This is a genomic window from Lactobacillus sp. ESL0679 (assembly GCF_029433515.1).
In the GTDB taxonomy this organism is placed as follows: Bacteria; Bacillota; Bacilli; order Lactobacillales; family Lactobacillaceae; genus Lactobacillus.
Window position 1 is genome coordinate 88,710 of sequence record NZ_JAQTIG010000002.1, and the last position, 25,119, is coordinate 113,828.

The 25,119-nt window shown below is 39.8% G+C and carries 25 protein-coding genes; 21 read left to right on the forward strand and 4 right to left on the reverse strand.

Features of this window, described 5'->3' with window-relative positions; all coding sequences use genetic code 11:
* Nucleotides 1–5 precede the first annotated feature (5 nt).
* From PT287_RS03400 to PT287_RS03495, 20 genes are all read left to right on the forward strand, one after another.
* Nucleotides 6–860: an FtsQ-type POTRA domain-containing protein gene (locus tag PT287_RS03400; RefSeq protein WP_277132592.1), complete on the forward strand. Its 855-nt coding sequence runs from the start codon at nucleotides 6–8 to the stop codon at nucleotides 858–860.
* A gap of 56 nt (nucleotides 861–916) precedes the next feature.
* Nucleotides 917–2,278 (forward strand): cell division protein FtsA, encoded by a 1,362-nt coding sequence (ftsA, locus tag PT287_RS03405; protein ID WP_277132594.1) that lies wholly within the window; start codon nucleotides 917–919, stop codon nucleotides 2,276–2,278.
* A gap of 15 nt (nucleotides 2,279–2,293) precedes the next feature.
* Entirely contained in the window at nucleotides 2,294–3,619 is a 1,326-nt protein-coding gene (gene ftsZ / locus PT287_RS03410) for a cell division protein FtsZ (protein ID WP_277132596.1), read from the forward strand.
* Between the two features lie 15 nt (nucleotides 3,620–3,634).
* The gene (sepF, locus tag PT287_RS03415; RefSeq protein ID WP_277132597.1) at nucleotides 3,635–4,075 is read left to right on the forward strand and encodes a cell division protein SepF; all 441 of its coding nucleotides are present in this window, start codon (nucleotides 3,635–3,637) and stop codon (nucleotides 4,073–4,075) included.
* Entirely contained in the window at nucleotides 4,075–4,377 is a 303-nt protein-coding gene (locus PT287_RS03420; RefSeq protein WP_277132599.1) for a YggT family protein, read from the forward strand. The genes sepF and PT287_RS03420 overlap by 1 nt, the downstream gene beginning before the upstream one ends.
* Complete coding sequence (locus PT287_RS03425) at nucleotides 4,377–5,186, forward strand: YlmH/Sll1252 family protein (RefSeq protein ID WP_277132601.1); 810 nt, start codon at nucleotides 4,377–4,379, stop codon at nucleotides 5,184–5,186. Before PT287_RS03420 ends, PT287_RS03425 begins: the two co-directional genes overlap by 1 nt.
* Nucleotides 5,153–5,929 (forward strand): DivIVA domain-containing protein, encoded by a 777-nt coding sequence (locus PT287_RS03430; RefSeq protein WP_277132603.1) that lies wholly within the window; start codon nucleotides 5,153–5,155, stop codon nucleotides 5,927–5,929. Before PT287_RS03425 ends, PT287_RS03430 begins: the two co-directional genes overlap by 34 nt.
* A gap of 226 nt (nucleotides 5,930–6,155) precedes the next feature.
* Complete coding sequence (ileS, locus tag PT287_RS03435) at nucleotides 6,156–8,945, forward strand: isoleucine--tRNA ligase (protein WP_277132605.1); 2,790 nt, start codon at nucleotides 6,156–6,158, stop codon at nucleotides 8,943–8,945.
* Nucleotides 8,945–9,166: a cold shock domain-containing protein gene (locus PT287_RS03440; protein ID WP_277132606.1), complete on the forward strand. Its 222-nt coding sequence runs from the start codon at nucleotides 8,945–8,947 to the stop codon at nucleotides 9,164–9,166. The genes ileS and PT287_RS03440 overlap by 1 nt, the downstream gene beginning before the upstream one ends.
* Nucleotides 9,167–9,730: an NUDIX hydrolase gene (locus PT287_RS03445; protein ID WP_277132608.1), complete on the forward strand. Its 564-nt coding sequence runs from the start codon at nucleotides 9,167–9,169 to the stop codon at nucleotides 9,728–9,730.
* A 1-nt stretch (nucleotide 9,731) separates the two neighbouring features.
* Nucleotides 9,732–10,082, forward strand: coding sequence for a hypothetical protein (locus PT287_RS03450; protein WP_277132610.1), 351 nt, complete (start codon nucleotides 9,732–9,734; stop codon nucleotides 10,080–10,082).
* 26 nt (nucleotides 10,083–10,108) lie between these two features.
* Nucleotides 10,109–10,804 carry a 5'-methylthioadenosine/adenosylhomocysteine nucleosidase gene (locus tag PT287_RS03455; protein ID WP_277132612.1) on the forward strand — a complete coding sequence of 232 codons (696 nt, stop codon included), beginning with the start codon at nucleotides 10,109–10,111 and terminating at the stop codon, nucleotides 10,802–10,804.
* The gene (locus tag PT287_RS03460) at nucleotides 10,805–11,953 is read left to right on the forward strand and encodes a cysteine desulfurase family protein (protein ID WP_277132613.1); all 1,149 of its coding nucleotides are present in this window, start codon (nucleotides 10,805–10,807) and stop codon (nucleotides 11,951–11,953) included.
* 48 nt (nucleotides 11,954–12,001) lie between these two features.
* Nucleotides 12,002–12,343 (forward strand): DUF1831 domain-containing protein, encoded by a 342-nt coding sequence (locus tag PT287_RS03465; RefSeq protein WP_277132615.1) that lies wholly within the window; start codon nucleotides 12,002–12,004, stop codon nucleotides 12,341–12,343.
* A gap of 6 nt (nucleotides 12,344–12,349) precedes the next feature.
* A complete protein-coding gene (gene mnmA / locus PT287_RS03470) occupies nucleotides 12,350–13,474 on the forward strand; it encodes a tRNA 2-thiouridine(34) synthase MnmA (RefSeq protein WP_277132617.1) in 1,125 nt (374 codons plus the stop codon).
* A gap of 106 nt (nucleotides 13,475–13,580) precedes the next feature.
* Nucleotides 13,581–14,240, forward strand: coding sequence for a histidine phosphatase family protein (locus PT287_RS03475; protein ID WP_277132618.1), 660 nt, complete (start codon nucleotides 13,581–13,583; stop codon nucleotides 14,238–14,240).
* Complete coding sequence (locus tag PT287_RS03480; RefSeq protein ID WP_277132620.1) at nucleotides 14,241–14,879, forward strand: tetratricopeptide repeat protein; 639 nt, start codon at nucleotides 14,241–14,243, stop codon at nucleotides 14,877–14,879.
* Nucleotides 14,872–17,235: an ATP-dependent RecD-like DNA helicase gene (locus PT287_RS03485; protein ID WP_277132622.1), complete on the forward strand. Its 2,364-nt coding sequence runs from the start codon at nucleotides 14,872–14,874 to the stop codon at nucleotides 17,233–17,235. The genes PT287_RS03480 and PT287_RS03485 overlap by 8 nt, the downstream gene beginning before the upstream one ends.
* 14 nt (nucleotides 17,236–17,249) lie before the next feature.
* Nucleotides 17,250–17,636 (forward strand): DUF1828 domain-containing protein, encoded by a 387-nt coding sequence (locus tag PT287_RS03490; RefSeq protein ID WP_277132624.1) that lies wholly within the window; start codon nucleotides 17,250–17,252, stop codon nucleotides 17,634–17,636.
* A gap of 131 nt (nucleotides 17,637–17,767) precedes the next feature.
* Nucleotides 17,768–19,348 carry an APC family permease gene (locus PT287_RS03495; RefSeq protein WP_277132967.1) on the forward strand — a complete coding sequence of 527 codons (1,581 nt, stop codon included), beginning with the start codon at nucleotides 17,768–17,770 and terminating at the stop codon, nucleotides 19,346–19,348.
* Nucleotides 19,349–19,391: 43 nt separating this feature from the next.
* Here the strand turns inward: PT287_RS03495 and PT287_RS03500 are convergent, their stop codons facing one another.
* From PT287_RS03500 to def, 4 genes are all read right to left on the reverse strand, one after another.
* Nucleotides 19,392–20,327 carry a diacylglycerol kinase family protein gene (locus PT287_RS03500; protein ID WP_348635270.1) on the reverse strand — a complete coding sequence of 312 codons (936 nt, stop codon included), beginning with the start codon at nucleotides 20,325–20,327 and terminating at the stop codon, nucleotides 19,392–19,394.
* A 47-nt stretch (nucleotides 20,328–20,374) separates the two neighbouring features.
* On the reverse strand, nucleotides 20,375–22,054 hold the full coding sequence (locus tag PT287_RS03505; RefSeq protein ID WP_277132627.1) for a ribonuclease J: 1,680 nt from the start codon (nucleotides 22,052–22,054) through the stop codon (nucleotides 20,375–20,377).
* A gap of 5 nt (nucleotides 22,055–22,059) precedes the next feature.
* The gene (locus PT287_RS03510; protein WP_277132629.1) at nucleotides 22,060–22,284 is read right to left on the reverse strand and encodes a DNA-dependent RNA polymerase subunit epsilon; all 225 of its coding nucleotides are present in this window, start codon (nucleotides 22,282–22,284) and stop codon (nucleotides 22,060–22,062) included.
* Nucleotides 22,285–22,460: 176 nt separating this feature from the next.
* Entirely contained in the window at nucleotides 22,461–23,015 is a 555-nt protein-coding gene (gene def, locus PT287_RS03515; protein ID WP_277132630.1) for a peptide deformylase, read from the reverse strand.
* A 256-nt stretch (nucleotides 23,016–23,271) separates the two neighbouring features.
* Between def and typA the strand changes: the two genes are divergently transcribed.
* The gene (gene typA, locus PT287_RS03520) at nucleotides 23,272–25,113 is read left to right on the forward strand and encodes a translational GTPase TypA (protein WP_277132632.1); all 1,842 of its coding nucleotides are present in this window, start codon (nucleotides 23,272–23,274) and stop codon (nucleotides 25,111–25,113) included.
* Nucleotides 25,114–25,119: the final 6 nt, after the last annotated feature.

A 25,119-nucleotide genomic window follows, 5' to 3' on the forward strand; every position in this document is an offset into this window, starting at 1 on the left:
AGCGGATGTCAAAAAAACGGGTAACCAAGATTGATCCTAACGAAAAATTAGCACATTATCTGGATCATCGGGCTGACCAAAACAGGCATCAGCACCATAAAAATAAGGTTTCTGCCTCGCTTAATCACTTACACAGTGAGCGTAAATCAGCATTAGTTAGACGCTTAGGCTTGATTATTGGTATTGCTTTGGTGGCAATTATTGGTTTAGGTTATTATATTTCTCCTCTAGCTGATGTTAGAAGTGTTCAGGTTCAAGGCAGTGATGACTTACCAGTTAAAGAAGTGGTTGCAACATCAGGAATTAAGGCTAGTGGTAAGGTTTGTGATTATCTACTTAAACAGTCGGTAATTAGTCAAAAGTTAGCCAATAAATATACAGAAGTTAAAAATGCTCGGATTACGATCCAAAATTTTAATCACCTAATTATCCATATCAATGAATTTAAAACAATTAGTTATATTAAAACGGATAATAGGTACCGTAAAATTCTTTCACATGGTAAACTAGGTACAAGGCTCTTACCATGGAACATGGTGGATCATGATAAGCCGATTTTTGTAGGTTATAGTCATAAAGTTTCTTTAAAACAGGATCTTTCGTTATTTAATAGTTTACCCGACGATTTTCAGGAACAAATTAAGTTATTAAGTGGTAATACTAGACGTAAATCTCAGGTTATTTTTGTAATGAAGGATGGCAATGTAATTACCGGCAATATTTCTACTCTCAAAGATAAAATAAAGTACTATAATAAAATCAAATCTAAAGTAAAGAAGAATAGTTTAATTGATTTAGAAGTAGGGGTTTTTAGTAGACCGCTAACAGCAAGTGAGAAGAAGGCTTATGGCATATCGTAAACTTGATTAGCATTTTATTAAGAATTTACTAGTTGAGCATCGATGGGGGGTTAATTTTGGACAATTCAAATTTATTAGTAGGCCTTGATATAGGTACTACAAGCGTGAAGGCAGTAGTCGCCGATTCCGGTAAAGTGATTGGCGCGGTTGCAATTCCTAACAAGGGGATGCGGCATGGTAATATCGTTGATATTGATGAGACAGCAAGTGCGATTAGTCGTGCACTGAAAGAAATTGCCGATAAGACAAATGCGCGGATTTATAGCGTGGTTACGGGAATTCCTGTAGGCCTTTTGCAACTTGAAACAGCCAGTGATCTGATTAATGTTAGTGATAATGGTCAAGAAGTTGGTAATAGCGACGTTAAGCGTGTTTTACGGGCTGCAGTCAAATCTGCAGTTAAAAATGAACGGGAGCCAATAGCGTTTTTACCGAGTCGATTTTTAATTGATGGAAAAACCGAAGTTGATGACCCCCGGAAGATGATTGCGCATTCCCTTGCAGTTCAAGGAATTTTGCTGACGGCTCCAGCTAGTCCATTGCATAATATTAAAAAAGCAATTGAACGTGCTGGCTACCAGAACAATTTCTTTGTGCCAACCCCTCTGGCTATTGCAAGTGTTGCTCTTGACGAAAGTGAACGTACTTTTGGATCAATTATCCTTGACTTAGGCGGCGGTGTGACTACCGCGACTGTTATTCATGACGGTCAAATTAAGTATGCAAACATTGATTTTGAAGGCGGCAGTGATATTAGCAATGATATTTCGGTTGTCCTTAGTACTTCCAAAAAGGATGCAGAGCAGATTAAACTCGATTATGGCTATGCTGATCCGGAATTAGCTTCAGAAAAAGACAAGTTTGCAGTTAACAGTGTTGGCACTGATGGTCAGCAAATGGTTGATGAGGTGTACTTGAGTAATATTATTAACGCTCGTTTAATGCAAACAATTGGGCGAATTGGTAAAGGTTTAGCTAAGCATGATGCATTAAAATTACCGGGTGGGATTATTATCACCGGTGGTAACAGTTTGCTTCAAGGAATTGATAACATCGTTGCTAATACTTTAAAGGTGAAAACACGGATTTATCAGCCTGATCAGATTGGTATGCGCAATCCTGTATATTCTGCAGCCTATGGTATTGTTAACTACTCGTATAAAATGTCTGATATTGATTTTTTGGTTATCAGTGCAATTTATGGTAAGAGTCTCGTTGGTCAAACTGACGATGAGCCCAAGCGGGAGAATGTAAAAAAATCGCAAAGACCGACGACTGCTAGTGAAACCAAAGTAAAAGAAGAATATAATAGACATGAGTTGCGAAAACAAGATAAGACAGCGCAACATAAACAAACAGATACTAATCAAAACAAAAATAAAGGCATTAAGAACTTCTTGAAAAAGTTTTTCGATTAAAGGTGGTTAATTTAGATGGATTTTACGTTCGATTCAGACGACAATAAAAATGCTGTCATCAAAGTAATTGGTGTCGGCGGTGCAGGTGGTAACGCTGTCAATCGAATGATTGATGATGGTGTGCAGGGTGTCTCCTTTGTTGCTGCAAATACTGATGTGCAGGCGCTTAACAGCAATAAAGCAGAAACCAAAATTCAGTTAGGGCCCAAATTGACTAGAGGATTGGGTGCAGGTTCGCATCCAGAAGTTGGTCAAAAGGCAGCTGAAGAAAGTGAACAAACAATTGAGGATGCCCTTAAAGGTGCTGATATGATCTTTATCACTGCCGGAATGGGTGGTGGGACTGGTACAGGCGCTGCTCCAATTGTCGCCAAAATTGCCCGTGAAACTGGGGCTTTAACTGTTGGGGTAGTAACCCGTCCATTCACTTTTGAAGGTCCTAAGCGTTCTAAAAACGCAACTGAAGGTATTGCCCAACTAAAGCAATATGTTGATACATTAGTTATCATTGCTAATAACCGTTTGCTTGAAATGGTTGATAAAAAGACGCCGATGATGGATGCTTTTAAAGAAGCCGATAATGTCTTAAAGCAAGGCGTTCAAGGTATTTCCGATTTGATTACCTCAACTGACTATGTTAACTTGGATTTTGCTGACGTTAAGACAGTGATGGCTAATCAAGGTGCTGCTTTGATGGGAATTGGTCGTGCTAGTGGCGAAAATAGAACGGTTGAAGCTACTAAGTTAGCGATTTCCTCACCATTACTTGAGGTTTCAATTGATGGTGCTAAGCAAGTATTGCTTAACATCACTGGCGGACCAGACTTAACATTGTTTGAAGCTCAGGATGCTTCTGAAATTGTGTCTAAGGCAGCTGGCGATGATGTTAACATTATCTTTGGTACGTCGATTAACCCTAACTTGGGTGACGAAGTTGTTGTAACTGTCATTGCAACTGGAATTAGTTCCCAAGCTGAAGAAGAGGCTTCTAAGCAGCTTCCAGGTCGCAGTCACCAAGTTAAAGCACAGCAACCAGTAAGTGATATTAACCGTGAAAAGGCAGAACCACAAAACCAACAAGTAATAAATCATGAACAAGCTGCAGAGCAAACACAAGTTAAACCTGCACCAAAGCATGAACCAATGGTTGATCCAACTAGTGTTTGGGGATTGAATAATGACGGTCACGAAACAAGACGGTCAACACCAAACATTAGCCAAAATGATGGTTTTAATTCATTTGACGATGATGACCAGAGTAGTATTTCACAAATTGAAACTAGTGCCCAAGATGATGATACTGATGATATTCCATTTTTTAGGCACCGTGGTGAGAACTAATAGGAGGCAAGAGAATTGGCTTTTAGTAAAATAGGTAAATTTTTCGGCATTTCTGATGAAGACGATGACATGCTTGATGGTGAAGAATATCTCGATGATCAAGAAATTGACAATGACACTATTCCGGCCAATACGATTGACCATGATAAGGTAGTTTCAATTAAATCAGGGATGAATGCTGCTAAAAGCAAAATTGTCCTGTATGAACCACGAGTTTATTCTGATGCTAAGGATGTTGCCCAGAATTTGCTGAATAACAAGGCAGTAATCATTAATTTTAGTAGAATGGAAGATACGTCTGCTAGACGAATTGTTGATTTTATCACAGGAACGGTGTATGCCCTTAATGGTGAAATTCAACGCATTGGTGACAAAATATTTTTGGCAACACCGCCTAAGTTTGTCACTAATGGGAAAATTAGTGAATTAGTTGATAAGAAAGATAACTTAAGTTAATGCTCACAATAATTTCTTATATTTTAAGTGCAATCAACTGGCTGATTTGGCTTTACAGCATCATTATGGTGATTGATGCAATCTTGAGTTGGGTACCGTTTTTGCGGGATTCGGCTGTTGGTAGGATTCTTAATCGCATAATCGATCCTTACCTGAATATTTTTCGTAAGGGGCCAGTTCAAAGATTTTCTTACGCAACGGGATTAGATTTGTCTTTCCTATTGGGATTATTAGTTCTTTACTTTGTGCAGGATTATGCCCTTAATTGGATAGCTAATATTCTCTTTCGGGTGCTAGGCTAATGATGAAGAGACAGGCAAGCAGCTTTTATCCACACTTTGATTCAGAAGAAAAGACGACTGTTGACAAAATGGTCGGCTTTTTTAATCAGATTATTTTTAAGCACGAGGCAATTTTAACGGACTTTTTAGATCCAGCACAAAGGGACATTTTAAAAACGGTTGCTGGTGGTGACTTGTTGGTGCAGGAATTTGGTGGCTACCATGAAGCGGAGAAAAAGCGCGTTTATTTAAGTGAAGATTGGGTTAATTTAATGCCCGCAGACTATCAGGTAACGGCTTGTGAAATTTATTATCCTAGTAAATTTACTCAATTGACTCATAGCTCAATTTTAGGAACATTGGCTAACTCCGGTGTTGAGACGGATACCTTTGGGGATATTATTACTGATAGCGCTGGCAAATGGCAGTTTTTTATAAAAAGTGAACTGTTCGACTTTTTTACGCAGCAGATTGATCGTATTGGACGCACGCAGGTCAAGGTGCGTGCAGTTTCACCAAAAGAAATTCTAGTGCCAGAAGATGATAGTCAAATTGTTCCGCTAATTGTTGCTTCGCTTAGAATTGACGCGGTTTTAGCTGGGATTAGTAAGAACAGTCGCGGGCAATTAAAAGCAGCAGTTAATGCTAATTTAGTAAAATTAAATTGGCATGGAGTGAAAGATTCTAATATAATAGTAAAAGTAGGTGATGTTCTCAGCTTAAGGCACTTTGGAAGAAGTAAAATTATGGACATTACAACTACTAAAAAAGGTAAATATAGGGTGGTGCTAAAACTGTGGCAGACACAAAAACACAAGCAAAAAGATTAACGCCAATGGACATTCACAATCAAGAATTTAAAAAGCGTGGACTTAACGGTTATGATCGCCGAGAAGTTGATAGTTTTTTAGATCAGGTTGTTGATGATTATGGTGATGCGTTAGATCAGACGGTTGATTTAAAAAATAATATTGTCAGTTTAAAAGATCAAGTTGCAAAATTACAAACGCAGGTTAACCAATATCAGCAGACTAAAGAAGATGCTGAGCAGGCAGTTGTTCGTGCGCAAGAGCAAGCACAAAAAATTATTCAAAATGCGACGCAACAGGCTGCAATTAATACTGATTACGAAAAGCAGCAACAAAAAACCATTAATAATGATTATGAACGGCTAAAGAAAGAAATAGCTGGTTATCGCAATCATCTTCAAGATTTGTTGCAAACGGCGATTGATAATTTAAGTGATGAAAAATGGCAAAGGGCGCTCGATAAATATTTTTCAACGGAACGCTTTTATCCGCCAGATGGCTCAGAACCAATAACTTTGGTCGATGATGACGAAGATATGGACGACGATGAAGAGCTAGATGAGCTTGACAATGATGATGAAGATGACGTAAACTTTGAGGAAGACATTGAAGAGGATCAGGATCCTGATGCTTCGGACCAACCACAGCCAATGACTGGTGATAGTCCGAGTCATGAAACTGTTAATCCGCAAACGTCTAATCTATCAGATAATGGATCTGGACCAACAATTGTTTTTCCAGATGATTATAAAGATCATAATTAATAATAGACTGACAGTAAAACTTGCAGGCAATTCAGCGAATTAGCGTTGGTGGGAGGCTAATGTAAGAGCCTAATAGTTGATCAGCTGCCTTATTTGGTCTATTTACGTCGATTGCACGATACGCAATCCATAAGTGGAGCTTAACAGCTCAATTTAGGTGGTACCACGATGATCAACCTCGCCCTAATTTAGGACGAGGTCTTTTTTTACAGAAAGGAATCTAACAATGAGAGTAAAAGATACACTCAATTTGGGTAAGACCAAATTTAAGATGCGGGGAAATCTTCCAGTTCGTGAAGCTCAATGGCAAAAAGAATGGGAAGAAAATAAATTATATGAACAAAGATTGAAGTTGAATGAGGGCAAACCTCGTTTTGACTTACATGATGGCCCTCCATTTGCCAATGGTAATATTCATATGGGTCACGCAATGAACAAAGTTTCGAAAGATATTATTGTTCGTTATAAGAACATGGACGGCTATTATGCACCATACGTTCCAGGTTGGGATACTCACGGTTTGCCAATTGAACAACAATTAGCTAAGCAGGGAATCGACCGCAAGACAATGGATCGGGCAGAATACCGTAAGCTTTGTGAAGAATTTGCTAGAAAAGAAATTAAAAAGCAAATGGAAGACTTTAAGCGCCTTGGAGTTATGGGCGATTGGGATCATCCATACATTACGTTGCAGCCTGAATACGAAGCTGAAGAAATTCGCGTCTTTGGTAAGATGTACGAAAAAGGTTACATTTACAAGGGTAAGAAGCCAGTTTACTGGTCACCATCAAGTGAATCAACCTTGGCTGAAGCCGAAGTAGAATATCACGATATTAAATCACCATCAATCTATGTTGCCTTTCCAGTTAAAGATGGTAAAGGAATCTTAGATAGTAAAGATACTTACTTCTTAATCTGGACTACGACACCGTGGACAATTCCAACTAACCAAGGAATTACAGTCAATCCAAAATTTGATTATTCTGTTATTCAAGTTGGTGCTAAACGCTATGTTGTTGGGACTGACCGCTTAGAAGCAGTAGCTAAGGACCTTGACTGGACTGATTACCAAGTTGTTCAACATATGCAGGGAACTGATATGGATTGCATGGTAGCCAAGCACCCATTGTATGATCAAGATTCCTTGCTGATGAACGCACTTCACGTTACATCTAGTGATGGTACTGGTTTAGTTCATACTGCTTCTGGCTTTGGTGAAGATGACTATAACGTTGCGCAAAAATACGGCTTACCAGTGTTCAGTCCAATGGATAACAAGGGTTGCTTTACTTCTGAAATTCCTGATCCTGATTTAGTAGGGATGTTCTATGATGACGCTAATAAAGTTGTTAGTGAAAAGCTAAAGAAATCTGGCAATTTACTTAAGTTAAGTTTCTTTACGCACTCATATCCACACGACTGGCGGACTAAGAAGCCGGTTATTTATCGGGCAACAACTCAATGGTTTGCTTCAATTAAAAAGTGTCGTGAACAAATCCTTGAACAAATTGATCAAGTTAACTTCACACCATCTTGGGGAAAGTTGCGTCTGCACAACATGATTAAGGACCGTGGCGATTGGGTAATTTCACGTCAACGGGCATGGGGTGTTCCGTTACCAATTTTCTACGCTGAAGATGATACGCCAATTGTTACTCCAGAAACGATTGAACATGTTGCCCAAATCTTTGCCAAGGAAGGTTCAAATGCATGGTACACGCACACTGCTAAAGAATTGCTTCCAGAAGGATTTACTTCAGAACATTCACCAAATGGTGAATTTAGAAAAGAAACCGACATTTTGGATGTTTGGTTTGATTCTGGGTCATCACATCAAGCAGTTATGGCTCACCGTAAAGATTTGCGCTTCCCAGCTGACCTCTACCTTGAAGGTAGTGATCAGTATCGTGGTTGGTTTAACTCAAGTTTAATTACTGCTGTTGCGGCAACTGGGCAAGCACCTTACAAAGAAATTTTATCGCAAGGATTTGTTCTTGATGACAAAGGACATAAGATGTCCAAGTCATTGGGTAACGTAATTTCACCTAATGATGTAATTAAGCAAATGGGTGCTGAGATCATTCGTTTGTGGGTTGCTTCAGTTGATACAACTTCCGATGTTGCCGTTTCTCAAGATATTTTGCGCCAAACTTCTGAAAGTTACCGTAAAATTAGAAACACATTCCGTTACATGCTTGCTAACACTAGCGACTTCGATCCAAGTAGTAATCGTGTTGCATACAAGGATATGAATTCAATTGACCAGTACATGGAAGTTAGATTAAATGACTTGGTTAAGGAATGTCTTGACAGTTACGACAGATATGACTTTAATAATGTTTATAAGAAGGTCTTTGCCTTTATTTCTAACGACTTGTCAGCTTTTTATCTAGACTTTGCCAAAGATATTTTGTACATTGAGAGTGAAGATGGTCTTGCAAGAAGATCAATGCAAACAGTTATTTATGATGCTGCCGTTAAGTTGGCTAAAATTTTAACACCGATTTTGCCGCACACAATGGAAGAAATCTGGTCATTCTTAAAAGAGCCAGAAGACTACATTCAACTTGCAAATATGCCAGAGGTTGAGGCTTTTGCTAACCGTGAAGAATTGCTCGATAACTGGAAGCACTTTATGCATCTACGCGATGATGTTTTAAAGGCATTAGAAGAAGCACGGGATAAGAAATTAATTGGTAAGTCATTTGAAGCTGCCGTTACTATTTACCCAACTGAAGAAACTAAGACGGTTCTTAATGAATTAAATGCTAACTTCAGACAGATTCTGATTGTTTCTAAGTTGACAATTGCCGATGGTGAAGTACCAGTCGAAGCTGAACAATTACCAAATGCCGCAATTGTTGTTGAACATGCAGCAGGAGAAGTTTGTCCACGTTGCCGGATGATCAAGACAGATATTGGTAGTGATACTGACTTACCTTCGCTCTGTGCACGGTGTGCAGCGATTGTTAAAGAAGACCATCCTGAAGCAGTTCAAGAAGGATTAGGAGAATAATGCGTTTAGGAACAGTAAAACAATTTGATCATGACAGCAGTTTTGGCTTTATTGAGGATGATGAAAACCATAAATCGTACTTTGTATTTTATACAGCGATTAAAGAAGAAGGCTATCGCCGTCTTCAAGTCGGTCAAAAGGTTAAGTACCAACTTGCGCAAGGCAAAAACGGTTTACAATGTATCAATGTGTATTTAGCTGATACGCAAGAAAGTGAGTAAATGGATTTAATAGAAACTGAAATTTCTTCAAAGCAAATTTTTAAGGGGCGGATTGTCGATCTTGCTGTTAGAACAATTAAATTGCCTAACGGTGCTAGTGCAACTCGCGAAGTAGTCAATCATCAACCAGCTGCAGCTGTGATTGCAGTTAATAGCAAGCAAGAAATGTTGCTGGTTGAACAATGGCGTGAACCAATTAAAGAATTGACGTTGGAGATTCCAGCTGGGTTAATCGATGAAACTGACGCAAGTCCACTTGACGCGATGAAGCGTGAACTCAATGAAGAGGGCGGCTATCGTGCTGATTATTGGGAAAAAGTTGCTGAATTTTATTCATCACCCGGTTTTACTAATGAAAAATTGCATTTATTTTATTGTGATACATTAACTAAGTTAACTGACAAACGACTGCTTGATACTGACGAATTTTTAACCAGCCACTGGTATAATTTAGCTGATCTAAAGCAGTTGTCTGCTCAAGGTAAAATTGTTGATGCTAAAACCTTGTATGCAATGAGCGTGTGGGAAAACATGTTGCTAACAGGTGAAAAAGCAAAGGAATAATATGACTGAGAAACGATCCGATTACCGCAAACAAATTAAACGTAAAAAGAATAATGGTCTTTTACATACAATTAAGTCAGCTTTTGATGATAGCGATGAAGCAGTTGATGTTAACCCTGACTTTATGCGTGAGCCTGAAGAAAAAGAGCACGTAGCGCAAAAAACTACTGCAAGGACTAAACGTGAAAAACAGCTCCATGCTACTCGTGAGTCTAATGCGCGAACTAATGCAAAAGCAGGCAAAAAGCAAGATACTGACAAGAGCTTACTTTTAAAGAAAAAGCTGAATCGAGCAATTTTGATTGTAATTGTTTTAATTGTTCTGGTATTATTGGCATTGTTTCATTTATAAAGATAAAATTTTATTTGAGGATTAAGATGAAGATAGCAATTATTGTCCCAATGGCAATTGAGGCAGAGTATTATCGTAAAAACTTTTACTCAGGTAACAAAGAAATGTTCGGATCAACCGTATTCGAGCATTTTTGCGTTAAAGACAATGATATCTACTTGGGCCTGAGTGGAATCGGCAAGGTGCAAGCGGCAATGAACTTGTCTAGTTTATTAAGCAAAGTTGAGATTGATTTAATCTTGATGACGGGAACTGCTGGGTCACTGGCTCCTGATGTTCACAGAGAAGACTTACTGCTAGCAGATTCGTTTACCTATCATGATGCGCATAATACCCTGGCTGGTGATTATGTGGAAGGGCAAATTCCGGGAGAACCAGCAGAATTTAAGTTGGATTCTCCTGCTAGAGAAGACTTTAAGAACTTCTTAACTGCGGAAAATGTGCCGTTTAAAGAAGGGTTAATTGTTACTGGGGATGCCTTTATTGGCTCCGACGTTCAAAAAGAAACGATTAAGCAGAATTTCCCTAATGCGTTGGCTGTAGAGATGGAAGGTGCTGCTTTTGCGCAGGTTGCCTACCACTTCAATAAGCCACTGATTGCTTTGCGGGCAATTTCCGACAATGGCAATGATGATGCTAACGAAGATTTTGACAAATTTGCTCAAAAAGTTGGTGCTAAAGCCGCTGAACTGATTTGTGCTTATTTAAAGAAGATGAATTAAATGCAAGAAATTTATTTAGATAACGCGGCGACCACGCCAATGTCACCGCAAGTTATTGATGTCATGACCAGCGAAATGAAGAATGACTTTGGTAATGCATCAAGTACTTACGAATTGGGGCGTAAGGCGCGGCACGCAATTGATCATGCGCGCAGCCAAATTGCTGCAGCAATTAATGCCGACGATAATGAAATTATTTTTACCTCTGGTGGCTCAGAGAGCAATAATACTGCTATCTTTGGTGTTGCCCACAGTCGCAAAGAGATTGGTAAGCAAATTATCACGACTAAGATTGAGCACCCGTCGGTTTTGAATCCAATGCGTCAGTTAGAGCGCGAGGGTTATGAAGTGACTTACCTTGATGTTGATGAGAACGGTCATATTTCACTTGATGACCTTAAAAACGCCCTGACACCAGCAACGATTTTAGTATCAGTCATGGCCGTCAATAATGAAGTTGGCAGTATTAATCCGCTGGCAGAAATCGGTGCAATTGTCGCAGATAGTAACGCCTATTTCCATGTTGATGCGGTTCAGGGTCTGGGTAATATTGACCTTGATGTTAAGAAAATGCAGATTGACTTGCTATCGACGTCAGCTCATAAAATTAATGGACCCAAATTTTTAGGCTTTTTATACGAAAACAAGCAAATTGATTTACCACCACTGGTTTTAGGTGGTGAGCAGGAGACTAAACGGCGGGCTGGTACTGAAAATGTGCCGGGAATTGCTGGCTTTGGTGAGGCTGTTAGTGAAATTGCCGGGATTGACAAGACTGCTTTGCAGGCCAAGTATTTGCATTGGCAAGAAATGATTTTGCAGGCACTTGACAAGAGTAATGTCCAGTATGAAGTTAATGGTGGCTGCGGCGAGCACGTATCACATCATGTTCTTAATCTGCATATCGTGGGTGTCAGCACGACGATTTTACAAGCAAACCTTGATCTAGCAGGCTTTGCAGTCTCTGGTGGTTCTGCTTGTACCGCTGGTTCACTTGAGCCTTCACATGTTTTGATGGCTTGTTTTGGTAAAAAATCTCCGCGGGTTAATGAGTCAATTCGAATTTCTTTTGGGCGGTATAATACGGACGAGGAAGTAGCCGCTTTTGCGCAAGAATTATGCAAAATTGCCCATAAGGTACAAAAGTAATTGCTTTTTCTAGCAAGTTAACTTATTATAAGTAAGTGAGGTAAAATTATGGCAAATACAGTTACAATTAATGGCGACCAGCGTAAATTTACACTAAGTCCCGATTTGAAACTTTATGCGTTGATTGATGCCGGTTTTGTCAAAACCGTTAAGGGAAACTTTAATTATGAACATCCACTTTATAATGATTCTCCTTATGATGCACCAACTAAACTTAAAATGACAATTAACAAGGACATGACACGGTTAACAATGGTGGTAACCGATCGCAGTGGCTTGCAGAAGGTAAACATTTTTAAGAACAAGCAATTAGCGCAAACTGTAGAACTGTTAGACTATATTTTAAAAGATCTCGAAGAACGTAAAATTATTGTTCCAGTAAAGGATTGATGAAAGTTGACTGAAAAGAAGACAAGAGTCGTTGTTGGCATGAGTGGTGGCGTTGATTCATCTGTATCTGCTCTTTTATTGAAGGAGCAGGGCTATGATGTGATTGGCGTCTTTATGAAAAACTGGGATGACACTGACGATGCCGGTGTTTGTACAGTAACTGAAGATTACGATGATGTTAAAAAAGTAGCAGATCAAATCGGCATTCCATATTACTCAATTAACTTTGAAAAAGAATATTGGCACCGTGTATTTGAGTACTTTTTAAGTGAATATAAAAAGGGTAGAACACCTAATCCAGACATTATGTGTAATAGTCAGATCAAATTCAAATCATTTTTGGAATTTGCATTGAACTTGGATGCCGATTATATTGCAATGGGTCATTATGCTAAAACCGTTACGGATGAAAATGGCGTCACTCACATGATGCGGCCAAAGGATGGTAATAAGGACCAAACTTACTTTTTGAGTCAATTAAGTCAAGAACAAATTAGTAAGGTGATTTTTCCACTAGCTAATTTGACAAAGCCTCAGGTACGCGAAATCGCAATTAAGGCAGGTTTAGCAACTGCTAAAAAGAAGGATTCGACCGGGATTTGTTTTATTGGTGAACGAAATTTCCGTAAATTCTTGAGTGAATTTTTGCCAGCCAAGTCAGGTAAGATGGTTACCGCAGATGGCAAGGTTGTTGGCGAGCACGCTGGCTTAATGTATTACACAATCGGTCAGCGGTCAGGCTTAGGTCTTGGCTCAACTAAGGAATCAACTGATCCGTGGTTTGTTGTTGGTAAGGATTTAGCCAAGAATGAATTGATTGTTGAACAGGGTTATGATAGTGAACTGCTCTATGCAACTAAGTTAGAAGCTAGTGGCATGTCATTCTTTACCGGTCAGCCAGATCATGATTTCAAAATTCATTGTAGTGCCAAGTTCCGCTACCGCCAGTGTGATGTTGGCGTGACGGTTGAATACCACGCAGCAGAAAACACTGCTACTGTATATTTTGATGAGCCGGCTCGCGCAGTTACTCCTGGCCAGGCACTCGTTCTTTATAATGGTGAGGAATGCCTCGGTGGTGGTAACATTGATGCCGCATATCAAGAAGAGAAGCAATTACAATTAGTTTAATTTGATCTAAAAAAGGAAAGCATAATTTGCTTTTCTTTTTTTGTTTTGCTCTCATTAAATGATAAACTAGACAAGTAACAGCAATAGAAAAGAGATAAAATTACTGATGCAGATTTATTTTGTACGGCATGGAAAAACAGAGTGGAATCTTGAAGAACGGTTTCAAGGAGGACATGGCGACTCCCCACTATTGTCGCAAAGCTTAGTTGATATTAAAAAGTTGGGTCAGCACCTAAAAGATACTAAATTTAGAGCAATTTATGCTAGCCCTTTAAAGCGGGCCTTTAATACGGCACAAGGAATTGATGATGCAATGAATGCCGAATTACCGGTGATTATTGATGAACGCCTGCGTGAATTTAACTTAGGCAAAATGGAAGGTATGCAATTTAAGGTAGCCGAGCAAAAGTATCCTACACAAGTTGATGACTTATGGAATCATCCTGAGCGTTATGATGGGCACCAGATTAACGGTGAAAATTACCCTGAAGTGATTGCTCGGGGCCAAAGTTTTGCTCGCAAAGTTGCGCAGAAATTTTCTAATCCAGATGATAAAGTTTTGGCAGTCAGTCACGGTGCTGCTTTGTCAGCAATTATGGGTGGTCTGTTAGGTTTTTCACTTAAAAATTTGCGCCAAAAAGGCGGCCTAAATAACACTAGTTTGACAATTTTATCTACCGATGACCAAGGTCAAACTTGGCACTCATTAATTTGGAATGAAACCGATTTTTTAGACCGTAAACTTTCAGAAACGGATGCATTATAGATGGCTAAACAGGATAAGCGGCAAGCAGACATTGACCAAAAAATTCACCAATTAATAACTAAAATCGATCAGCAGCCGCAAAAGGCGGATAATTATTTGCAACTGGCAACTTATTTACTAAATGAGGGTAGTTTTGCTCAAGCAACGCAATTATTGGAGCAGGCCAAGCAGGTAGTGAAAAAGCCGCAGGACTTAGATTATGATTTAGCAGTCTGCTACTACATGCAAGGAGATTTTGATAAGGCACTAACCTTGCTGGACCGAATTCCGAATGATGATTTGGTTTTATATCAAAAAGCACTGGTCTACCTCAAAATTGGGCAGAAGCAAAAAGCCTTGGCCTATGCGTTGACAATCGAGAAACTTGATAATCGGGTACGAGAATTGCTGGGTGATATTTGGCTCAGTCTTGGTCAATTAAAGGAAGCGCGGACTAGTTATGAGCAAATCCCACCAGCTGCTAGAAGCGCGAAAGTTAATTTCTTACTTGGAATTACAGTCTTGGAAGATGACCGCGAGAAGGCACAAGAATTTTTGCAAACAGCAAAAAAAATGGACCCAAAATATTATCAGCAGGCACTTGACCAGTATTCATCAATTCTTAAATTAGTTAAGGATAAGGGCAATAGTAATGACTGAATTTGTAGGCAAAATTAATGGAATTGTTTTTGAAAATAATCAGGATTTGTACAAAATTATTGATGTGATGATTAGCGGCAAACTGGCTGATTATGACAGGGATGAAATCAAAGTCACCGGTAATTTTGGTGATGTGCAGATTGGAGGTACCTATCAGTTCTCAGGTAAATTGGTGGTTCACAACAAATTCGGTTTGCAGTTTCGCTGTGACCGTTATCAGCAAGTTCTGCCACATGAGGAGGGGAGTTTGAGCCGTTATTTGAGCTCAAACAAGTTCCCAGGTATTGGTAAAAAAGCTGCTAATACGATTATCGCCGCACTAGGAGTCAACGCCTTGGCGGTGCTTAAGGACAACCCAGCTAAGATTGCTACATTGTCTTTAACGCAAAAACAAAAGGATAGTTTGCTTGCCGGTGTAAATTCGATGGATTCTTATTCAGAAATCATTTTGAAGTTGACCCAGTTTGGTTTGAATAGAAAGGTTGCCAGCCGTCTCTACCAAATCTATCATGGTGAAACACTGACTAAACTCCAAGAAGATCCTTATGCCTCAATTGATGAGGTCACCGGTTACGCCTTTAGGAGTGCTGACCGCATGGGACAGGAGATGGGAATTCCTAGTGATGATCCACGCAGAATTAACGGCGCCATTTTTCAGGTTTTGCTTGATGAATTAAGTAAAGAAGGCAACACCTACGTTAAGTTGGCGCAATTATTGACAGACACCAGCAAGTTGTTGCAAATTAACCAGTTCGATCCAATTGCTAGTTGTGTTAATCAACTCCAACATGATGGTAAGGTGGTTGTTTCTGGCGAAAATGCCGCTCTGCAAAATATTGCACAAACGGAAAATGACATTGCCTTAACGATGAAAAATTTAATTGAGCGGCGAGTTGAGCAGGATGAAAACGAGCAATATAGTGATCGCAGCGTCAATCAAGCGATTAAAAAGGCCGAAAAAGAGCTAAAAATCAAGTATGATGACACACAAAAAGCAGCCATTAAAAATGCTTTGACCCACCCGATTTCGATTTTGACAGGTGGTCCCGGTACCGGTAAGACGACAATCATTAATGGAATTTTGCTGGCGCTGCGCGATTTGGCAGAGATACCAGCTTCTGCTCTTTACAGTAGTGATCCGCCATTTCTATTGGCCGCGCCTACTGGTCGTGCTGCTAAAAGAATGGAAGAAATCACTGGTATTACTGCTAAGACAATTCACCGCATGTTAGGATTAGGAATTGGCGAAAACGATGAAGCTGACCTAAATGAGCTTAATGGAGAAATTTTAATCATCGATGAAATGTCCATGGTTGACATGTTCCTTTTTAAGCAGCTAATTTCAAGTATTAACCAAACTAAACACGTTGTTTTTGTGGGTGATAAAGACCAGCTGCCATCAGTTGGTCCGGGCAATGTCTTTAGTGATTTAATTAAATCGGCTGCGCTGCCGACGACCGTATTAACGCAAATTCACCGGCAAGGCGACGATTCAAGTATTATTACTTTGGCACATGATATTAATGAGGGGACTGATCAAGATGCCCTGTTCCAAAAGACAAAAAATTATTCCTTTATTTCTTGTCCGCCACACGAAATTGGTCACGTGGTCAGTCAAATTGTTGAGCGTGCGCTAAAGAAATTTAAACCAGATGATGTTCAAGTCCTTGGGGCAATGTATCACGGGGAAGGTGGAGTTACTAACCTGAATAATTTGATTCAGGAAATTATGAACCCTGCTCAACCTGATAGCAAGTATCTTGAAGTCCGTGATGAAATTTTTCGGATTGGCGACCGGATTTTACAATTGCAGAATAACCCGGAAAAAGATATTTATAACGGCCAAATTGGAAAAATTATTTCCATTGATTCTAAAAATGCTCAAAAGTGCATGACCGCTGATTTTGATGGCCGAGAAATCAATTTTAGTAAAAAAGACCTGTTTGACCTGACTCGTGCTTATGCCATTACAATTCATAAGTCACAAGGGTCGGAATTTCCGTTAGTCATTCTAAATTTAACTATGCAAAATTATGTGATGCTCAAGCGTAATCTGCTATATACGGCAGTTACGCGGGCAGAGAAAAATTTGGTTTTAGTTGGCGATCCACGTGCTTACGTCATGGCACTTAATACATCGGGGAATGACCGAAAAACTGGCTTGACTGCCAAACTGCAAAAATTACTTGAACAGGAGCCTGATGAAGCTGACGATAAACAGGCTATGGCTGAAGTTTCGACTAAAGAGCAAAATAGTGAGCCGAAGGATTATATTTTGACATCAGAATTGATTTATTCTGGTGAAATTGATCCGATGATTGGCATGCGCGGCATTAAATTGGTGTCCCGCACATAAAATAGAGGTAAATAATGGTAAAAGAACTAACAAAGCCGTTGCAACTTAAACAGGCAATTGGTGATTGGATTGCAACTCACACCGGTGTTACCGCCGTTAGCAGCGATACTTGGGAAGTGGCGACAACTGCAATTGATTCGTACGGTGAAACAGTTTATTGCTTTGTCCAACAAGTTGGCGATGATTATTTAGTAACTGACGATGGGCGGATTTTATTTAAACTTGATCCTGGAATTAGTGACGCCGATTTATTTGAAACAACCGCTGAGATTGCTTTAGGGGCAGGTTATGATTTCAATGAAGAAAATTGTGAAATTTCCATTCAGGTTAAACAGGAAAACTTGGCTCAGGCAATCGTTAAATTAGCCCAGCTGCAGGTTGCTATTTCATATCTGGGATAAAAAGGTTAGTGTCGTACCAAATTTATTTTTGTGCTTGGTTGCGGTTGCCTTGATTTTGATGCTTGACATTTATACCAGAAGGGGCAAAATTAACTTTATGAAATGAGGTAATAAAAATTAAGAAGCAGAAAATTGGGTTAGTATCACTAACTCTTTTGTCATTAGGTTCGATTATTGGCTCGGGTTGGCTATTTGGTGCCGGAGAGGGTGCGCATTTAGCGGGACCTGCGGCCATTTTTTCTTGGCTAATCGGTGCCGTTATCATGGGTTTTATTGCCATTGTTTATACTGAAATGGGAACAATGTTCCAGCAGAGTGGAGGTATGAGTCGGTTTGCGCAGTACACGCACGGGTCATTACTGGGCTTCATTGCTGCGTGGGCTAATTGGGTTTCGCTTGAGACAATTTTGCCAATTGAAGCTGTGGCTGCGGTTCAATATTTAAGTTCTTGGCCATGGCCGTGGGCGCGTGGGTTTCACCAATTAATGCATCACGGACAAATTACGGGACTAGGTCTATTAGTCGTGTTTGCCTTTATGGGCATTTTTACATGGATTAATTATTATTCCGTTAATTTGATGGCCCGCTTTTCCAATACTATCACGTGGTTTAAAATTATCATTCCAACTTTAACCTTTATTTTGCTGCTGATGTCGGGCTTTAACGCACATAACTTAGCGTTAACAACTACAAATTGGTTTCCTAACGGGACAGCGCCGATTTTAACGGCAACGACTAGTGCTGGGATAATTTTTTCTTACGATGCGTTTCAAACGGTTATTAATCTTGGGAGCGAAATTGAAAATCCGCAGAAAAACATGCGTCGCGCAATTATTATTTCATTGGGCTTAAGTGCGTTATTATATACGCTACTGCAATTTACATTTGTGGCCAGCATGCCGCATCACTTGATTCAGGTGAAAGGCTGGTCAGGAATTAATTTTAATTCACCATTTGCTCAATTGGCAGTTTTATTAGGGCTAAATTGGTTATCTATTTTGTTATATATCGACGCGTTTGTGTCGCCGTTTGGTACAGGAATTGCGTTTATGGCAACAACGAGCAGATCACTTGCAGCAATGGCTGAAAATAGGCATTTACCGCAATTTTTAACTAAATTGGATGCCAAATATCACACGCCACACAAGGCAATGCTGGCAAGTTTGATTGTTAGTATCATCCTTGTAACTTTGTTTCCAAATTGGGGCCAGCTGGCAAGCGTGATTGCCACGTCTACTTTAATTGCGTATTTAACTGGGCCGGTTTCGACAGCAGCTTTGCGTAAGTTAGCACCGAAATTTAATCGTCCGATTAAATTACGTCACTTAAAGGTGCTAGCACCAATTACCTTTGTCTTAACCAGTTTGGCAGTTTACTGGGGTCAGTTTCCAACCACTTGGGAAGTAATGCTGGTTATCTTGGCAGGGATGCCAATCTATGCTTATTATGAGTGGAAGAATAACGATCATCAGTTTAAGCAAGCTCTCCGCGGTAGCTGGTGGTTAATTTGTTACCTAATAGTGATGGCTGGTCTGTCAGTTTTGGGTGCTAAAGAATTTGGCGGACTTAATTGGCTGCATTATCCCTGGGATTTGGTAATTGTGGCGATAATTAGTATTGGCTTTTACTATTGGGGTGTTCATAGTGCTTATGCTGGCCCCGATCTAGACCAAGCTGCGCAAATTAATCAAAGAGCTCAGATAGAAGAATAAATAAAAATCGTTTTCGTAACTATTAATTACGAAAACGATTTTTTTACTTTAATAGATTAAAATGACTGACCTTTAATTTTAAATTAAATGGTCGCTGGTAAATTTCCTCACCATCTACTTGCGCAAATTCCTTTTGCTCAGTTTTAACGATTATTTCCTTAGCTTCAATGTAATGAAATTGTGGGTCGTTAACATGAGAACCATCCTTGAGTAAATGATAGAGCAGATTGATTAACTTAGGAATGCTGAACTTTTCGATAACAATTGCGTCAATTCGGTGGCTTGTAATCTTAGCACTTGGTAATAGTGGGAAGCCACCGCCAAAGTAGGGATGATTGGTAGTGGTTACTAAAAAGGCATCATCAAATTGCATCTTATTAGTTGCACTACGAACTTCTACACTAAAGGTATTTTGTCTGCGTAGGGCACGTAAAATGTTAGCACCATAAATTAGTTTGCCCTCATTTATTTTGTTAAGCATTTCTTTTAATTTTGAGTGGTTGCTAAAATGATTAACATAAGCATCGAAGCCAATGCCGAAGCTGTTGGCAAAATAGCTGGTTTGATCCTTGTAGCCAGCTAGTTGGAACTGGCCGCAGTCAATTTGCTTAGGTATTAAATCCTTTTGTAAACTTGCCAGCAATTTTTCCGGATTAGATGTTAATTTAGTAGCTCGGGCAAAATCATTACCGGTACCAGCGGGTAGGTAGGCAAAAGGAGTTTCGGGATTAGCAGAGCGCTTAATACCGTTTAATACTTCATTAAGCGAGCCATCGCCGCCAATAATTAATAAGACATCGCTTGGAGCGTGCTTTTGGTTACTATAATCTTGGGCCAGCTTAATTAATTCACCGGCGTAGGTGCTCTTTTGAAAGTCAAAATTAATATTAGCATCAACTAGTAGCTGTACTAATTCGCTAAAACTTTTTTTACCTTGGCCGTTACCAGCTATTTCGTTAACCAGCAGGTGTAATTTCATTTTATTACTCATCTTTATATATTAAAAAAGCCCTAACGGGCTTTTTATTATTTCTTTTCAACAATCATTGGCAAAATCATTGGCCGTCTCTTGGTTCTTGAATATAAAAAGTCAGAAAGATTTTCAACAATTGCCTTACGGATAACGCTGTCCTTAGGATGATCGGTCTTATCCATTTCTGATTTAAGCACGTGGTAGATATGCTTTTGAGCTTGACTGATTAAATCAGTTGATTCGCGCATATAGACAAAGCCACGGCTTAAAACATCAGGTCCAGCTAAAACTCTTTTGTGCTTGTAGTCAACGGTTGCAACTGCAACTACTAAGCCTTCTTCAGATAGGACTTGGCGGTCATGGACAACAACGTTGCCAACATCAGCAGTCCCAGACGTGTCAACATAAACATCGCCTGCCGAAATATGACCAGCAATTCTGGACCCTTCGGGACTGAAGCAGAGCACCTCACCGTTTTCCAAAACAAAAGTATGGTCTGCTGGAACCCCAGCAGCTTGAGCTAATTCTGTATGGATCACTTGCATGCGGTATTCGCCGTGGACCGGGATCATATATTGCGGATGGGTCAAGCGAACCATCATTTTTAGTTCTTCTTGTCCGCCATGTCCGGAAGTATGAACGTTATTGACCCGGCCATGAACAATATTAGCGCCGCCTTCCATCAATTTATTGATTAGGTGGTTAACACTCAAAGTGTTCCCGGGAATTGGGTTAGACGAGAAGATAATCGTATCTCCAGGCTGCAAGCTAATTTGTCTGTGAGTCCCATTGGCAATCCGTGAAAGGGCAGCTAAAGGTTCTCCTTGCGAACCAGTACATAAAATCATGGCCTGATCAGCTGGTGTGTGGTTAATTTCATTGGCATCAACGATTAACCCTTCGGGAACATTCAGATAGCCAAGGTCAATCCCATTCTGCACGCCATTTTCCATACTGCGACCGAAAATGGCTACCTTACGTCCCGTATCAATGGCAGCTTGAATAGCTGTTGATACACGATAAAGGTTAGAAGCAAACGTGGCAAAGATAATTCGCCCATGAATCCCGGTAATAATGTCGTGCAGCGATTTCGCTACAAAACGTTCAGATTTGGTAAACTGGGTAACTTCTGCGTTAGTCGAGTCGGAGAGAAGGGCTAAGACGCCATCCTTTCCTAATTTAGCCATCTTTTGAAAGTCTGGAGCTGGTTGGTTCATTACCGGGGTTAAGTCGAACTTAAAGTCACCAGTAAAGACAACTGCACCAAGTGGCGTATGAACAGCAATTCCTAAGGTGTCAGGAATTGAGTGGGTGGTTCTGAAGAATTCAACGGATAACTTCTTGAATTTGAGGACAGTATCTTCGTGTTCTTCGTGAAGTTCGGTTGTTCTTAAGATACCATGTTCTTCAAGCTTGCCCTTAATTAAGGCCAAGGCAAACGGAGTGGCGTAAACCGGAATTTCTGGAATTTTTTCTAGTAAAAACGGGATACCACCAATGTGGTCTTCGTGACCGTGACTGACAACTAACGCCTTAATTTTCTTGCGATTCTTAACTAAGTAAGAATAGTCGGAAATAACGTAGTTAATTCCTAGTAAATCATCTTCTGGGAACTTAATCCCGCAATCCATGATGATAATTTCATCTTGATATTGAACACAATACATATTTTTGCCGATTTCGTGCAACCCCCCGATTGCAAAAACGGCAACTTCATTATTTTTAATGCGCACGAAAACTACTTCTTGCTCTCAAACGACGTTAATTTAAAATCAGCGTGTTCTTTTTCGTAATCTAATGAATTACCTGCGAGTTCTTGGATGAGTTCGATGTTGTAGGGGGTATTTTCCTCAACCAATGTCCGGGCACTGACCATGTTGTCAGCTTCCATGTAAAGAGTTTCGGTTGTTTCTCTACGTGGGTTAACAACCTTGTCTTTTTGATACAAAACTTTGTAGATCATCTTTGTATTCTCCTATTCAGTTATAAAAACGTTCTTAAGATGAATATTTGCAAAAATATTCAATAGCTAATAAAAATTCTACCATAATTGCAATGGCAAGTATAGAAACAAGTTTTAAATAGTTAAGCAAAAAAGCCGTCAAACAGGCATTGGCGGCTCCTTTGTCTCTAACTTAACTAATAAATAACGACTGTGTCTTCGTCTAATTTAAATGGGTCTTGCTTGTTAATTCGGTCATAAAAGAGGTGACCACGCAAGTGCTCAATTTCGTGAGAAGCAACAATTGCTGGATAATCCTTTAAGCGAATGGTTTTTTCTTCACCATCAACAGTATAATAATGAATCTTTAACTTGTCGGGACGTGGCACATAACCATCAATTATTTTGTCAACACTTAGGCAACCTTCACCTTCACTCAGACAAGCTTGACGAACTGATTCGGACAAAATTTCGGGATTGACAAAAGTCTCCTTAAAAATAATTTCGTTCTTTTCATTTGGTACAAGCAGTGAGGCCATTTGGACACTTTCGCCAACTTGAGGTGCAGCCAGCCCAACACCCGCACGTAATTGGTGCTTTTTGGCAATTTTAGGATCTTGCGAATTAATTAGGTATTCCATCATTTCGTCAGCTAATTGGCGATAGTGGTCACTAAGTGGAAAAGTCAACGGCTGTGCCACTTTACGCAATACTGGATTACCGTCGCGGGTAATATCTTTCATTAAAATCAATTGAATTCACTCTTTCATCTAAAAGTTATACTTATATTTTTACCATAAATCTGGTTTAATTGTCTGACTTTTATTCTATAACACTTTTCAATTTTGAAAAAGAGGGTTAAACGTTGACCTGCATATACTTAGGTGGTAAAATCAATGAGCGTAACTACACAGATATTAAAACACTTCGATCAGCATGTTTTAAGCATGCCGCCGAAACTGTGACAAAGTCACAGTTTTTTTATTGAGGAGTGGAGGAGGAATACTTTTGTCAGAAAAAAGAAGAGACGATATTAGAAATATAGCTATCATAGCTCACGTTGACCACGGTAAGACAACTTTGGTTAACCAATTATTGAAGCAATCCGACACTCTACCTGAGCATATGGCTTTGGAAGACCGGGCAATGGATTCAAACGATATTGAACGTGAACGTGGTATTACTATCTTATCTAAGAATACTGCAGTTAAATACCACGATACTACAATCAACATTTTGGATACGCCGGGACACGCCGACTTTGGTGGTGAAGTTGAGCGAATCATGCACATGGTTGATGGGGCATTACTTTTGGTTGATGCCTACGAAGGTACAATGCCGCAGACTCGTTTCGTGCTGAAAAAGGCTTTGGAAGCTGGTGTTAAGCCAATTGTTGTTATCAACAAGATTGACCGCCCAGGTGCTCGTCCTAAGCAAGTAATGGATGAAGTATTGGAACTCTTCATTGAATTAGGTGCTAACGATGAACAGCTTGACTTCCCAGTTGTTTATGCTTCAGCTTTGAATGGAACTTCTTCATACGAAGCTGATCCAGCAACTCAAAAAGAAACAATGGCTCCAATTTTTGATACCATTCTTAAGGCAATTCCAGCTCCACTTGACAACGTTGATGAACCATTACAATTCCAAATCACAATGCTTGATTGGGATGACTATGTTGGTCGTATTGGTGTTGGTCGTATTTACCGCGGCCAAGTTAAGGTTGGCGACAACATCACTGTTATGAAGCGTGATGGCTCAACCCAAAACTTCCGCGTTACTAAGCTCTTTGGTTTCTTTGGCTTGAAGCGTAACGAAATTAAGGAAGCTAAAGCTGGTGACATTATTGCAATCAGTGGAATTAACGACATCTTTGTCGGTGAAACAATTGCTTCAGCTGAACATCCAGAGGCATTACCATTACTTAAGATTGATCCACCAACTTTGCAGATGGATTTTGTTGCTAGTGACTCACCATTTGCTGGTCGTGAAGGTGATAAGGTTACCCCTAAGAAATTGGAAGACCGTTTGATTAAGCAAACTCGGACCGATGTTTCTTTGAAGGTTGAACCAACTGACCAAATTAACGCTTGGACTGTTTCTGGTCGTGGTGAACTTCACTTGTCAATCTTAGTTGAAGAAATGCGTCGCGAAGGCTTTGAATTACAACTTTCACGGCCAAAGGTTATTTACCGTGAAGTTGATGGTACAATGTGTGAACCATTTGAAGCTGTTCAAGTTGATACTCCAGATGAATACGTTGGTTCAGTTATTGACTCCTTATCACAAAGAAAAGGTGAGATGCAGAACATGACCTCAACTGGTAACGGTCAAACTCGTCTTGACTTCTTAGTACCATCTCGTGGCTTGATTGGTTACAACAACGAATTTATGTCACAAACTGGTGGTTACGGAATTATGAACCACAGTTTTGACTCATACAAGCCAATTGTTAAGAACTGGGAACCAGGTCGAGTAAACGGTGCTTTGGTTTCAATCAGTCAAGGTAAGTCAACTACATACTCATTGCAAACTGTAGAACAACGTGGTCAATTATTTATCGGTGCCGGTGTTGAAGTTTACGAAGGAATGATTGTTGGTCAATCTTCTCGTGATCGTGATATTGCCGTTAATGTTATTAAGGGTAAGAACTTAACTAACACTCGTGCTGCTGGTAAGGACCATGCTGCTGCTATCCACGCACCAAAGAAGTTGACTTTGGAAGAAGCAATTGAATTCTTAAATGAAGATGAATATTGTGAAGTTACTCCTGAATCAATCCGTCTTCGTAAGAAGATTTTGAACACTTCAGAACGTCAAAAGGCTGACAAGAAGCGTAACCGTAACTAATCAAAG

Bases quoted from the DNA above. Each gene is read 5' to 3' on its own strand.
- PT287_RS03400 (WP_277132592.1), top strand. From the start codon at position 6: ATGTCAAAAAAACGGGTAACCAAGATTGATCCTAACGAAAAATTAGCA.
- ftsZ (WP_277132596.1), top strand. From the start codon at position 2,294: ATGGATTTTACGTTCGATTCAGACGACAATAAAAATGCTGTCATCAAA.
- PT287_RS03420 (WP_277132599.1), top strand. From the start codon at position 4,075: ATGCTCACAATAATTTCTTATATTTTAAGTGCAATCAACTGGCTGATT.
- PT287_RS03425 (WP_277132601.1), top strand. From the start codon at position 4,377: ATGATGAAGAGACAGGCAAGCAGCTTTTATCCACACTTTGATTCAGAA.
- ileS (WP_277132605.1), top strand. From the start codon at position 6,156: ATGAGAGTAAAAGATACACTCAATTTGGGTAAGACCAAATTTAAGATG.
- PT287_RS03440 (WP_277132606.1), top strand. From the start codon at position 8,945: ATGCGTTTAGGAACAGTAAAACAATTTGATCATGACAGCAGTTTTGGC.
- PT287_RS03445 (WP_277132608.1), top strand. From the start codon at position 9,167: ATGGATTTAATAGAAACTGAAATTTCTTCAAAGCAAATTTTTAAGGGG.
- PT287_RS03450 (WP_277132610.1), top strand. From the start codon at position 9,732: ATGACTGAGAAACGATCCGATTACCGCAAACAAATTAAACGTAAAAAG.
- PT287_RS03455 (WP_277132612.1), top strand. From the start codon at position 10,109: ATGAAGATAGCAATTATTGTCCCAATGGCAATTGAGGCAGAGTATTAT.
- PT287_RS03460 (WP_277132613.1), top strand. From the start codon at position 10,805: ATGCAAGAAATTTATTTAGATAACGCGGCGACCACGCCAATGTCACCG.
- PT287_RS03465 (WP_277132615.1), top strand. From the start codon at position 12,002: ATGGCAAATACAGTTACAATTAATGGCGACCAGCGTAAATTTACACTA.
- PT287_RS03475 (WP_277132618.1), top strand. From the start codon at position 13,581: ATGCAGATTTATTTTGTACGGCATGGAAAAACAGAGTGGAATCTTGAA.
- PT287_RS03480 (WP_277132620.1), top strand. From the start codon at position 14,241: ATGGCTAAACAGGATAAGCGGCAAGCAGACATTGACCAAAAAATTCAC.
- PT287_RS03485 (WP_277132622.1), top strand. From the start codon at position 14,872: ATGACTGAATTTGTAGGCAAAATTAATGGAATTGTTTTTGAAAATAAT.
- PT287_RS03490 (WP_277132624.1), top strand. From the start codon at position 17,250: ATGGTAAAAGAACTAACAAAGCCGTTGCAACTTAAACAGGCAATTGGT.
- PT287_RS03500 (WP_348635270.1), bottom strand. From the start codon at position 20,327: ATGAAATTACACCTGCTGGTTAACGAAATAGCTGGTAACGGCCAAGGT.
- PT287_RS03510 (WP_277132629.1), bottom strand. From the start codon at position 22,284: ATGATCTACAAAGTTTTGTATCAAAAAGACAAGGTTGTTAACCCACGT.